Source organism: Virgibacillus pantothenticus, from assembly GCF_018075365.1.
Taxonomy (GTDB): Bacteria; Bacillota; Bacilli; order Bacillales; family Amphibacillaceae; genus Virgibacillus; species Virgibacillus pantothenticus.
Window position 1 is genome coordinate 3402130 of record NZ_CP073011.1, and the last position, 13193, is coordinate 3415322.

Below are 13193 nucleotides of genomic sequence, written 5' to 3' on the forward strand. Positions count from 1 at the left end.
AAGAATTCAGCAAAAAATAACGCCATTACGCTAATCGTTACTTTGTCATGGGTATTATTTTTTCAACGTCGGAGTGGGGTCTTGGAATAACATGTGTAGAAATTACTTCTCCCACATTTTTTGCAGCCATAATGCCTGCATCAACAGCAGATTTTACTGCTCCTACATCCCCTCTTACTAGAACCGTTACCAAACCCGCTCCAATTTGTTTATAGCCGATAATTTGAACATTAGCTGATTTAACCATCGCATCTGCGGCTTCAATGGCTCCAATAAATCCTTTTGTCTCTATCATTCCTAAAGCATCATTCATTTTCTTTTCCTCCTATTGTTTCACTTTTATTTTTCTGGGTACGCGTGTTTGATTTTGTAGTCGTTGTTCTCTTACTAGTTGTACTCACTCGTTTAGACGATTTAACGGGCTTCGTTTTATTTAGATCATTGTTAGCTTCGACCGCTTTTTGTGGCGATTTAGATTTCGTTTCCTCTTTTCTATCATTTATTTCTTTCTCTTCCGTCTTTTTGGATTGTTTTTTATTCCCGTTGGCTAATTCCTCAAGATCAGAAGTTTTATTCACAACCTTTTTCCGGGTACGTGATGCCTTTTTTTGGTTAAAAACATTTTTGAGCAGCTCATTTCCATGATCTGCACTTTGAAAAATATCATCGATTGGTCTTGGAATAACTTTAGAAGAGACAAGAGAATTTTTAAAAGCAGCAACTTTTTCCCCTGCCTCTATCGCAGCATTAACTGCTCCTATCTTTCCATTTACAGCAATCATCATCCATCCAATTCCTCTGGTGATGTTTAACTTTGTTAATTGAACATCAGCTGCTTTTAGCATCGCATCTGAAACTTCTATGGAGGAAACAAGTCCCCTTACTTCTATCATTCCTAGTGCGTCCCGCATCCGCTCACCTTCTCACATTAATTTTTAGCACACTTATACATTTCTTGAATCATTTGATAGCGATTATACCTTTTACGCGCATCTGCTTCATTTTCTTGAAGTAGTTGGTCAGCTTCATAAGCATTCAAATTTTCACTTGTTGCAAACCGCTTTTGAGTTAAAAGAAATCCACGGAAGGCTCCCCAATTTGGTTGTTTTGAATCGAACTTCATTGGGTTTTCACCTTGTAAGATTAAGCTGGGATTAAAACGATACAATGGCCAGTAGCCACATTCTGTTGCTTTTTTCCCTTCTAGCAGCATATTATCTTTGTTGCCGTTTAATATGCATGGACTATAAGCTATAATAATGGATGGACCTGGAAACTCCTCCGCCTCCGTTAGAGCTCGAATGGTTTGCTGAGGATTTGCAGGTAAACATACTTGTGCAACATAAACATGTTCATAGTTCATGGCAAATATTCCAATGTCTTTCTTTGCTTCCTTTTTGCCGCCTGATGCTAACTTTAGATTAGCTCCTTTCGGTGAAGCTTTAGAAGCTTGCCCACCCGTGTTCGCATATCCTTCATTATCCAAAATCAAAATATTCACATCTTCGCCTTTTGACAGCACATGGTCAATGCCTGCAAAATCAATATCATAAGCCCAGCCATCACCGCCAATGAGCCATTGGGATTTCTCGATTACATAATGCCTTTTCTGATAAATACTTTCCAATATCTCTGAGTTCGCTCTTTCTTTATCTATGATAGAGATGAGTTTTTTTGATAGCTCAAACTGCTTTTGTTTATCAGAAGTACCTACCAACCATTGATTGAAAATATCCTTTACGTGATCCATTTGTAATGGGTTCCCTGTTTCTTTCTTTATTAACATCTTTACTTGGTTTTTAATTACCTGATTCCCAATTCGCATACCCATTCCAAATGCGGCATTATTTTCAAACAGGGAATTCGCCCATGTTGGTCCTTCCTTGTCTTGATTTAGGGTATAAGGTACAAATGGTGTCGATCCTCCCCAAATAGAAGAGCATCCTGTTGCATTAGCAATAGATAAACGTTCACCAAATAATTGTGTGAGCAGTTTTATATAGGGTGTTTCGCCACATCCAGCACATGCATTTACAAACTCAAACAATGGCTGTCTGAACTGGCTTTCATGAACCGTATGTCTTGCATTTGTTTTCCTGTCATTTTTTCTAAACATTATGAAATCCCAATTTTGCACTTCACGCTGGACATGGTTTTCCTTTGCCTCCACCATTTTAATCGCTTTATTTTTGGCCGGACATATGGATTCACATAATGAGCATCCTGTACAAAAGTTTGGGTTTACCTGAATTCTAAAGTGTTGGTTTTTATTCTTTTTTTCAATAGAGGTGCTCATTGTAGTTGGTTTGTTTGCGTTCTCCTCTTCATTCAAAACAAATGGACGAATAGTAGCATGAGGACAAATAACAGAACAAAGGTTGCATTGTATACAACTCTCACTGTTCCATTCAGGAATTTTATCCGCATAACCGTGATGTTGTTTCCAACTTGTTCCTAAAGGCAGACTTCCGTCGATCATTCCTGAGTCAATGATATCTTTTGTTGTAATGCTGGCTCCATTTAAATTTTTCATTGGGTGAATAATTTTTTCTGTAAATAAATTTTTTACGTGGATAGGCTCCGAATCCTCTTCCAGAACTTCATCACCCATTTCTTTCAACTTTACTTTTTTTATCCAATAAATAGATTCGCCCATCGCTGCATACATGTTCTTCTTATAAGCAGGGTGCTTGGATAACTTACCTCTATCTAGAATTTCTTGATATGTTTCCTTCGCTTTTTGAAATTCCAAAAAGTTAGTAAGACCAAGCATCGCTGTCATCATAATTGTATTTAAGATGGGACCTAACTCATATTTACGTGCAAGTCTGTTGGCATTAATTATATAGAAGTTTATCTTGTGCTCTATCAAATATTTTTTCACATGGTGAGGTAGCCTTTTATCTATTGCCTCTTCCCCCATAGAAGTGTTTAATAGAAAGGTTCCCTCTTCCTGTAGCCCGTCTAGAACATCATATTGTTTCAAGTACTGCTCTTTATAGCAAACTACCATATTGCTTCTCTTCACAAAATAGGACGATTGGATCTTATCATCGGCTATACGTAGATGAGATAATGTCATATTTCTCGTTTTACTTGGGCTATAATAGAATTGTCCTTGAACATCCTTTTCTGTTTCCTCGCCAATTATTTCAATAAAATGTCCTGCACCAGTTACTGCGCCATCCGAACCAAATCCCCATATTTTCGCCTGAAAAGTTCTCCAATCGGTCAAATCTTCCTCCCCATATCTTTCCAAAGATAGACCTGTCACATTATCATCTATACCGATAGTAAACCTTCTTTTAGGATGTTTTTTTTCAAGTTCGATAAAAATGGAACGGATCTGATCGGGAGTCACTTCTTTTGAACCTATGCCATACCTCCCACCAATTATTTTTGGCGGAATGTCCAAACTGTTACAAGCACTCTGTACATCTAAAAGTAAAGGTTCTCCAGTGGACCCAGGTTCTTTCGTTCGATCTAAAACTGCAATCTTTCGTATACTTTTGGGAATTAAGTTTAAAAAGGTATCCGTAGGGAATGGTCGATAAAGATGAACTGCCAGCAAACCATATTTTTTGCCTAATGCATTTTGTTCACAAACTACTTGCTTAATCGTCTCCTGAACAGAACCCATAGCAATAATGACATATTCAGCATTTTCTGCACCTTTATAATCTACAAGCGAACATTGAGTACCAAACAACGGATTTAATTTGCGAATTATTTGCTTGATGACAGACTCCATGTTCAGGTGAATAATGTTGCTAGCCTCACGTTGCTGAAAAAAGATATCTGGTGTTTCTGAAGCACCATATACTTTAGGAGCAAAATTGGACAGGCTATTATTTCTAAAAGCATCTAGCATTTCATCATCTACATATTTGTATAATATGTCATAGCTAGGTACTTCAATTTTTCTAATTTCATGGCTTGTTTGAAACCCGTCAAAGAAATGAAGAATTGGTAGTCTTCCTTTTATTGCAGCTAGATGAGCGGCTGTACTAAATAATGCAACTTCTTGTACATTACCTGAAGCAAGCATTACAACTCCTGTTTGTCTTGCCGCCATTACGTCACTATGGTCTCCATAAATACTTAAAGCGCTCGTAGCGATAGAACGGGAGGAGACATGAATAACTGCTGGCAAAAGTTCCCCTACTAATTTATAAAGGGTAGGAAGCATTAATAATAATCCTTGGGAGCAAGTATAGGCAGTTGCCAGTGCACCTGATTTCAACATCCCGTGCATTGCCCCTGCAACCCCAATTTCTGATTGCATAGAAATGGTATGGACAGGATAATGAAATATATTGTTCTTCCTCTCTGCAGACCATTTTTCTATTTGTTCAGCCATAGGAGAAGAGGGGGTTATTGGGAATAAAGCGGCTACATCAGTAAAAGCATAAGAAATATAGGCTGCGGCATGATTCCCATTCATTATTTTCTTCATTTTTCCCATCTCCTAGAAGTAATCAGTCCATTCATTTATCCGCCAATTTTACAGCTCAGTTCCATTCCTTCTACCAATTCCTTTAATATGTTCATTTTTTTATCTGATGGCGGCTCCGTGTTTTCCATCTTATAATCATTATCCAGAGAAGCGTATTTATTCGCACCATAACCATGATAAGGAAGTAAATGAACCATCTTTATATCACCTAATTTTTTTGCGATCATAGCAATCTCCGCTATTTCCTCAGGTGTATCATTAAATTTTGGGATTACTGGAACTCGAATGGATAATTCTACATTAGGGTAGTTAGCAATTATTTGTGCATTCTTTAGAATAAGATCATTCGGTTGCCCAATATGTTTATAGTGTTTCACACTATTTGCATGTTTTATATCCAGTAACACTAAATCAAGATGGGGAAGAACTTTCTCTAACGCCTCTTTACTTGAAAAAGCAGCTGTTTCAATCGCGGTATGCCACCCTTCTCGCTGACACGCTTGTAATAACTCCGCGGCGAAATCAGGCTGGGCCAATGCTTCTCCACCAGATAACGTAATACCTCCATTTGATTTGCGGTAATGTATTTCGTCTTTTCTAAGTTCTCTTATGAGTTCCTCTACGGTCATTTCTTTCCCAGTCATGGTTAAAGCTCCGCTAAAACATACATTGGCACACTTCCCACAATCTATGCATTTATCACGATCAATGGTTACTCCAGGTGTAAAGGAAATAGCTCCTACTGGACAAACGGGCTCACATAGTCTGCAATCAATGCAATTTTCAGTAAGAACCATTAATTGGCGATTAAAATGTTGACTCTCTGGGTTACAGCACCATTCACATCTTAAGGGACATCCTTTAAAAAATACAATCGTCCTTATTCCAGGACCATCATGAACTGAAAAGCGTTGTAAGTCAAAAATAGTTCCTGTTTTATTCTTTATCATTCTCTTTACCCTCCCTCTATAAAGTGAATTCAATCAGTGGGGGTTTTCCTTCATCCATTTAAAGTAGTAAATTAAAGGTTATAATCAAAGGCGTCCTTGAAAAAGAAAAACTTGATTTCTGTTTGTCAAAACTCCTCAGGTAAACACCTTGTTTGCCACAAAGGAAACGGGGATTTGTTACCTTTCGTAAACTTTGTTGTTCTGACTTAAGCACCATAAAGTAGTCTTACAGTACCTTACATTAGAGATAAATTTAATTATGTTTAGAAAAACTTGGCTTGTCGCCAAGTCTTATGGCGGAAGCCTTTGTTTTTCTTATACTATAAACCAAAAAAATCTTATACTTTCCTATAGTGTAAAAAAGATTCTTTTATGTTTACTTATTCCTCCAATAACTGATTTGGAGGGATGTTTTAATTGGATGAAGAGCAATATATCAATTATTTGTTAAGTAAACAACTGTTAATTCCTCGTAAATATTTTAAGAGAATGTTCAAAAAAACCATTAATACAAAAGTAAAAGCTTTGTCTTCGCACATCCATAACCTATAAGCTTTTCAATATATCTTTTTTTGAACACTCTCTTTAAGCAGCATGTTCGGTTAAAATTGTTGTTCTGTACGTGCTATGATATCTTGTTGAATACTTTTATCCAGAGAAACAAAATGGGCACTATATCCTGCTACACGAACTACAAGATTCTTGTATTTTTCTGGGTTCTTTTGCGCATCTAATAATGTTTCCTTACTAACCACATTAAATTGGACATGCATTCCTTTTTGCTCGAAATAACTACGGACTAATGCTGATAAGTTTCTTAAACCTTCTTCCCCAGCTAAGGCTGATGGATGGAATTTTTGATTTAGCAATGTTCCATTAGAAGCAATATGATGATCCAATTTAGCTACAGAGTTTAATGCTGCTGTAGGGCCATTTTGGTCACTTCCAGATACAGGTGAAACACCGTCTGCTAATGGCTCACCTGCAAAGCGTCCATCTGCTGAGGCTTTCGTTTCTATGCCACAAGAAACATTGGCTGATACTGGATATAACCCTGGTTGGAAAGTTCCTCCACGTGGGTTTAAATATTTTTGTACTTCTTTACAATAGATAAGTGCAACCTTTCTCACCATTTGATCCACCACGTCGATATCATTACCGTATTTCGGTGCACCGTTAATTAATAATTGACGTATATATTCTCCATCCTTTTCATTCATGGGTTGACTTGCATTGGTATCTTTTTTCTTGATGTTCGTATCGTTGTCATTAAGTAGATCTTTTAACATCTCTACTAATTCATCGGTCGAGAGTTGAGATAAATCTTTGTTCGTTCCAACAGGTTCGCTATTTGTGATTGCTTGGTTTTGCTCTTTACCAAAATTGGTATCTAATGCATTTTTTAACTCATGAATAGAGAGCTTGTTATCCTCATAGATTAATTTTTTAATCGCCATTAATGCATCTCCAGCATTCGCTATCCCTACACCTTGTGGTCCAGTAAAATTATATTTTGCTCCACCTTCTTGTAATGACAAACCTTTCTCGATACAACCTTCTACCATAGAGGATAAAAATGGTAAAGGTGCACGCTCTCCGTGCGCAACATCTACAGAATTATCGGCATTGACCAATAGCTTAACAAAGTATTTCATTTGCTCCTCAAATGCACTTTTTAATTGATCAAAGGTTGTAAATGATGAAAAATCACCAGTGGATAAGCCTATTTTTTCACCATTCGCATAGCCATTATTTAAAGTAATCTCCAGAACCTTAGGGATATTAAAGAATGCCGCATCATGCCATCCCTCTGTTTTCCCACCAACTTGTGGTTCAACACAACCAATAATGCCATAATCTCTTGCGTCAGTAAGTGAGATACCTCGATTGACTAATGACGGAATAATAACTTCATCACTATAATAAGCAGGCATTCCTAATCCCAAACGTGATACCTCCCCAGCTTTATGAATTAAAGATTCAGGGGTCTTATTCCATATACGAATAGAAATGGATGGTTGTGGTAATCTAGTATTGGCAGTAGCTTGTAAGCAAGCATACGATAATGGGTTTGTTGCATCCATTCCCTCTTTATCTTGTCCACCTACGATTAAGTTTTGGAACATTGGATATCCACCAAATGCCTTCGTTGATGCTTCATCGCGGATTTTATTTACATCATTGAATTTCACCCATAATACGTCTAATAATTTTTGCGCTTCTGCCTCGTCTAGTCGACCATTTTCTACATCTTTCTTATAAAATGGATACATATATTGATCAAAACGCATCGGCGAAATCGAATGACCATTTGATTCAATTTGAATAACTGCCTGGATAATCCAAAAAGATTGAAGTGCTTCATAAAATGATGTTGCTGGATTTGCTGGAACACGTGCACAGTTTGCGGCAATCTGTAATAATTCTGATTTCCTGTTCGAATCTGTTTCTCTATCCGCTTCTAATTTTGCTTCATCTGCTAATCGTCGGGCATAATTCATGACAGCATCTAATGAGATACTCATAGCTTTTAATGTTTGAGACTTTTTAACTATTTCAGGATCCCCGTAATCCAGACTTTTCAAAGCAGTACATACCTCTTCTTTAATTCCTTTCAAGCCTTTTTCCAACACAAGCTTGTAATCGACAGAAATATGACCCACACCATTAAAATAGTAGTTTCCAACCGTAAATACTCCAGCATTCATGGCATTCTTCGTTTCAGGAGACATTAATTCCGTAGCAAGCTCATTTGTAGTTCTTCCTTTCCAATATTTAAATGCCTCTGATAAATCTTGTTTTACTTGTTCAGGAACTATAAATTTATCCCCAGCCCTTTTTTCAATACGATCAAATTCATCTTCTAGCCAATCGTTTGAAAATTCCGGGAAAATTTGCGTTCCACGTGGTGACGTTGCTAGATTCCCTACAATTAATTCATTTGGGCGAATAACAACTTTCATCTTACCTAAGATATTTTCTAACGCTTTAGCTCTTCGGATTATCATGGGCTGATTTTCTGTTTGCTGATAAGATTCTGTTACTAATAAAGCTCTTTCTGATTCAACAATTGGATCATGATCATAGAGATGGTCAATTAATTGTTCAATACGTGAAGCTGTTCTTAGCATGTCTACTTCTCCTCTCGGGTTTTCATTTAAGTACGTGTTCAAAAAGAATGTAAAAAGGATCGAGGTTGGCCAAGGTCTCAGGCGTCCTTGAAAAAGAAACACACTTTTTCTATGTGCGATGTATTGCTGTCGTAGCTTTTCTTGTCCTGTTACGACACTAGCACGTTTTGAGCGACTGAGTTCGAGGGGCGAAGTTTCGAGATGTATGCTTGTAATAGGGTGTACTGGCTTCTATGTTGCCCACAGCGTGGGCAGTTTTAAAAGAAGATACATATGCTATACAGTTACATGAGCACAAGTGAAGCTTCCTCGAAACACATTTTGACGTAGGACCTTTTACAAGGAACGGAGAAACAAGCCAACTAAAAATATCGATGTGTCATTTTTAGTGCACTTTTTGAACAACCTCTTTAAATATATTTGGGCTTCTCTTCTTCTACTCTCATTTCTTTTACTTTTGTTTTGTTTTCCATAGTTGGCACAAGAACTTTAAAGTACACGACTCCTGCGAAAATAGCTCCTAATATTGGTGCGAGAATCGGTATAATTAAACCATAATAATTCGGACCTAGTGCTACTTCCCCCCAGCCACTGATTAAAGTGAAAATTCTTGGACCCAAATCTCTTGCTGGATTCATAGCAAAGCCTGTTAAAGGTCCAAAGGCTAGCCCACACACCGCTATGGTTAAACCAATTATTGTTGCTCCAAGTCCACTGGATTGAACATTCGTATTATTAATTACAACAAATATGACTAACATTAAAATCATCGTAATAAGGAATTCAATTCCAAATGCTGTTAGTAAATTAATATTTTCTGCAGGAAAAGTCACAAATATATTCGCTGTCATCGCCCCTGAGCTTGTATTACGAACAATGGATTCCGTTTTCTCATAGTTTGCAATAATGGAATGATAGAGCCCGTAATTACAAACAGCAGCAAAAAAAGCTCCTATAATTTGTGCTAAAATATATGGAATCACTTTACGAAAAGGAAACTTATTCCATATTGCCATTGAAATGGTAACAGCTGGATTTATATGTCCACCCGATATATGCGCAGTACAATAGATAGCTAAAGCAACACTAATTCCCCAAACCATGGCCATTTCCCAGTAAGTAATACCTATGTCCATCATAATAAGCACAGCAACGGACCCAATACCAAGAAAGACGAATAAGAACGTACCAATTGCCTCAGCAATACATTCATTAAATAAATTCTTTTTCATAAGCTTTTTTTATCCCCTTCCTTAGTATAATGATAAATAAAGACCGGCCAATTCTTCTCTTGTTGGCACTCTTGGATTTGTAGTAGTACAATCATCCTGTAGCGCAAAATCAGCAATGAGATGTTTATACTCATAATAGTTGTCTTTTTCAATCGCTAATTCTGAGAAACCTTTTTCAATGGTTAATGCTTCATTTAAAAAGTTTATAGCGGAAATAAGACTCTTTGTGCCTTCCTCTGGTGTAGCTGCTGGTAAGTTGAGAAATTGGGATATTTCTTGATATTTATTTGCCGTTGGCGTGAGTTTGCCATCACATCCTGCATTGTAAGCTATTACATGTGGAAGTATTAAAGCATTGATCCTTCCATGAGAAATATGGAAAATACCACCAATGGCATGGGCAATACTATGACTAATTCCGAGAGATGCATTCGTAAAAGCTATACCAGCTAATGAAGAGGCCTTATGCATTTTATTGCGGTGTTCTATCTTACTTCCATCTCTAAATACTTCTATCAAACTTTCAAATACTAGCTTAATTGCTTTTTCAGCAAGCGCGTCAGTAAATTCAGTCGCTTTCGTCGATACATAAGCTTCGATTGCGTGGGTAAGTACGTCCATACCGGTATCAGCCGTAACTTTTGGCGGAACTGTTTTCACTAAATCCACATCCAATAAGGCAATATCTGGAATCATTACTTCATTTATAATGGGCTTTTTTTCTAACCCATTCGTAATAACTGCAAAGGAAGTCACTTCACTTCCAGTTCCACTTGTAGATGGAATGGCTATAAACAATGGTCTTTTTGCATCCCTGTCTATTTTGCTAAAAGACAGGATCATTCCCTTTGCAGCATCAATGGCTGATCCCCCGCCAATAGCAATTAGCACATCTGGTTTAAACGTCATCATTTCATGTAACCCTTCTGCAACTGTACTAAGTTGCGGATCTGGTGTGATCTTATCGAAAACTTTGCATGAATTATTTTGTTGCAAAATTTCATTTTTAATGATTTCGATAAATCCCAGTTCTTTCATCATCGGGTCTGATATAATAAAATATCTATTTCCTTGACACGTTCTAAGAAAATCTTGTGTCTTAACATCAAATAGCATCTTAGGTTTAACAAAAAAAGAATTCATATATTATCACCTTTTTATTATTTTCTACCGCTTTTACCTATGCTTCCTCTTTTGCTAATTTTTGAAGTGCAACTTCAATTAACTGTGCAATCTCTTTTTTTGAAATTTCCTTATTTAAGGAATTTAAATCTATATTATTTTGCCCATTGAATGTTATATCTTGATTCAATGTGAACCGTATATCTTCTTTTTCTCTTATTCCATAAGATGCACGACGAATGTTCAGCAGATTTAAAGGGGTGATATTATCAGACGTTGAACTTCCTCCAACAGTTCCACAGCCTAATGTTAATGCAGGAGATAGGTTTGTAGTAGCTCCAATACCTCCTAAAGCCCCTGGTGTATTAACTAAAAATCTGGACACAGGTTTCCGAAGTGCAAATTCACGAATCACCGCTTCATCGGACGAATGAATACACAAAGTATGTCCTATGCCTTCAACATTTAATAATTCAATACAGCGATCGCATGCACTTATCCAATCATTTTCTGTATAAAATGCTAATATGGGACATAATTTTTCACGAGCATATGGATTTACTTTTGATACTTCCGTTTGTCTAGATATTAAAACCGTTGTATTATCAGGAACAGTAATATCTGCCATTTGAGCAATGCTGTAAGCCGTTTTACCAACTATCTTTGGATTCATTGTCCCGTTAGATCTTAAAATAAATTTCGATAATAATTGGCTTTCTTTCTCATTTAGGAAATATGCTCCTTGTCGTTTAAACTCTTGGATAACTTTACTTTCACTAATTTGTTCAACTACAACAGATTGCTCTGAAGCACAGATAACTCCATTATCAAAGGTTTTACTGGAAATAATACGAGATACGGCCTTTTCAATATCAGCGGTTCTTTCAATAAAGGCAGGCCCGTTTCCTGGTCCGACGCCAATTGCTGGATTACCAGAGCTATAAGCCGCCCGAACCATTGCTCCGCCTCCTGTTGCAAGAATTAAAGCAACATCCTTATGTTTCATTAATTCAGATGTTCCTTGCATACTTAAGATGGTTAACGTTCCAATAGCGCCTGCTGGAGCACCAGCTTCTATTGCCGCCTTGTTTAAAATCTTTACCGTTTCCAAAATGCATTGTTTTGCTCCAGGATGTGGAGAAAATACAATTGCATTTCTTGCTTTAATTGCAATTAGTGCCTTGTAGATAACGGTTGATGTGGGATTTGTAGAAGGAATTACCCCCGCTATCACGCCAAGCGGAACAGCAACTTCCATCACCTTTTGCTTCTCGTTATCATTTAAAATACCCACAGTTTTCATATTTTTGATGCTTTCATAGACTTTCTCACTAGCAAATTTATTTTTAATTATTTTATCTTCAACATTACCAAATCCAGTTTCTTCATGTGCTAACATTGCTAACTTTTCAGCATTAGCAAAAGCTGCTTTAGCCATATGCTCAACTATCTGATCAATATCCTTTTGACTCATTTCAGCCAATTCAGCTTGTGCTTTTAGCGCAGATGCAATTAGTAATCTAGCTTCTTGGATTGATTGAAGGTCCTTATCAAATTCTGGCATTTTTAAGATTCCTTTCTTTTATCTCTTAAATAATCTCTTGCTAAATCGGTCATTTTAACTTCTGAACTTATGTCAATGGATGGATTATCTATTACATCTTTTAATGTAAGAACGTTTTTGTTCATAGCTTCCTTAACAACATATTTATCCCGCAATTGATTGGTTTCTTGTTCCTCAATTAGATTAAATAATTTTTGATCTATTTTCTGCTTTGCCTCGGAAAGTGGTACGGAAATAACACCAAATTCTGTGAGTTGCTTTTTATACTGGTTTAGCATCGTTATATAGGTTGCATTTTTATTTAATCCCTGTATCTTGCCAATTTCATTGTTAACATCCCAGGAATTTTCAAAGGCTATTATATTTTTCCCCGATAATATACTGTGTTGAGTAGCTAATAACGAAAGAGTATCCGCAATACCTAATGCGATTTTTGCTAAAGAGTTTCTCGTTAAAAATGGGAGAAGGACCATATCTATCTGATCAATAATCTTTCGAAATTGAGTAAAATCGGCTATTTCACTCCCCATACTTTTCCACGTATCCGTATCAAAATTGCTTTTACATGCATCAGAAAAAATTAACAAGTAGTTACATTTATCTTGATAGTGAATAAATAGTTCTTCTACTTCCTTCGAATAATGATCCGCTCCAGTAAAAATCAACAATACATTTTTTTTGCTTTCTTTATATGAAATTAACTTGCTCAGTAACTCTTTTATTTGTTTTTCATCCAAA

General features: G+C 36.7%; 9 protein-coding genes. All 9 read right to left on the reverse strand.

Features of this window, described 5'->3' with window-relative positions:
* Positions 1-37 precede the first annotated feature (37 nt).
* The 9 genes from KBP50_RS15740 to KBP50_RS15780 all read right to left on the reverse strand — a co-directional run bounded on the left by KBP50_RS15740 (position 38) and on the right by KBP50_RS15780 (position 13192).
* Entirely contained in the window at positions 38-313 is a 276-nt protein-coding gene (locus KBP50_RS15740) for a BMC domain-containing protein (protein ID WP_050351402.1), read from the reverse strand.
* Entirely contained in the window at positions 306-911 is a 606-nt protein-coding gene (locus tag KBP50_RS15745; protein ID WP_050351403.1) for a BMC domain-containing protein, read from the reverse strand. Before KBP50_RS15745 ends, KBP50_RS15740 begins: the two co-directional genes overlap by 8 nt.
* 17 nt (positions 912-928) lie before the next feature.
* On the reverse strand, positions 929-4456 hold the full coding sequence (gene nifJ / locus KBP50_RS15750) for a pyruvate:ferredoxin (flavodoxin) oxidoreductase (protein WP_050351404.1): 3528 nt from the start codon (positions 4454-4456) through the stop codon (positions 929-931).
* 35 nt (positions 4457-4491) lie between these two features.
* The gene (locus KBP50_RS15755) at positions 4492-5406 is read right to left on the reverse strand and encodes a glycyl-radical enzyme activating protein (RefSeq protein ID WP_050351405.1); all 915 of its coding nucleotides are present in this window, start codon (positions 5404-5406) and stop codon (positions 4492-4494) included.
* Between the two features lie 602 nt (positions 5407-6008).
* Positions 6009-8537: a glycyl radical protein gene (locus KBP50_RS15760; RefSeq protein ID WP_050351406.1), complete on the reverse strand. Its 2529-nt coding sequence runs from the start codon at positions 8535-8537 to the stop codon at positions 6009-6011.
* A 410-nt stretch (positions 8538-8947) separates the two neighbouring features.
* Positions 8948-9769 (reverse strand): MIP/aquaporin family protein, encoded by an 822-nt coding sequence (locus KBP50_RS15765; RefSeq protein ID WP_072741805.1) that lies wholly within the window; start codon positions 9767-9769, stop codon positions 8948-8950.
* A gap of 21 nt (positions 9770-9790) precedes the next feature.
* Positions 9791-10912 (reverse strand): 1-propanol dehydrogenase PduQ, encoded by a 1122-nt coding sequence (locus KBP50_RS15770; protein ID WP_050351407.1) that lies wholly within the window; start codon positions 10910-10912, stop codon positions 9791-9793.
* A 37-nt stretch (positions 10913-10949) separates the two neighbouring features.
* Entirely contained in the window at positions 10950-12455 is a 1506-nt protein-coding gene (locus KBP50_RS15775) for an acetaldehyde dehydrogenase (acetylating) (protein WP_050351408.1), read from the reverse strand.
* 2 nt (positions 12456-12457) lie between these two features.
* Positions 12458-13192: a flavoprotein gene (locus KBP50_RS15780; protein ID WP_050351409.1), complete on the reverse strand. Its 735-nt coding sequence runs from the start codon at positions 13190-13192 to the stop codon at positions 12458-12460.
* Between the last annotated feature and the right edge of the window lies 1 nt (position 13193).

Excerpts from the sequence above, each read along its gene's own strand:
- KBP50_RS15740 (WP_050351402.1), bottom strand. The coding sequence starts at position 313 with ATGAATGATGCTTTAGGAATGATAGAGACAAAAGGATTTATTGGAGCC.
- KBP50_RS15745 (WP_050351403.1), bottom strand. The coding sequence starts at position 911 with ATGCGGGACGCACTAGGAATGATAGAAGTAAGGGGACTTGTTTCCTCC.
- nifJ (WP_050351404.1), bottom strand. The coding sequence starts at position 4,456 with ATGAAGAAAATAATGAATGGGAATCATGCCGCAGCCTATATTTCTTAT.
- KBP50_RS15755 (WP_050351405.1), bottom strand. The coding sequence starts at position 5,406 with ATGATAAAGAATAAAACAGGAACTATTTTTGACTTACAACGCTTTTCA.
- KBP50_RS15760 (WP_050351406.1), bottom strand. The coding sequence starts at position 8,537 with ATGCTAAGAACAGCTTCACGTATTGAACAATTAATTGACCATCTCTAT.
- KBP50_RS15765 (WP_072741805.1), bottom strand. The coding sequence starts at position 9,769 with ATGAAAAAGAATTTATTTAATGAATGTATTGCTGAGGCAATTGGTACG.
- KBP50_RS15770 (WP_050351407.1), bottom strand. The coding sequence starts at position 10,912 with ATGAATTCTTTTTTTGTTAAACCTAAGATGCTATTTGATGTTAAGACA.
- KBP50_RS15775 (WP_050351408.1), bottom strand. The coding sequence starts at position 12,455 with ATGCCAGAATTTGATAAGGACCTTCAATCAATCCAAGAAGCTAGATTA.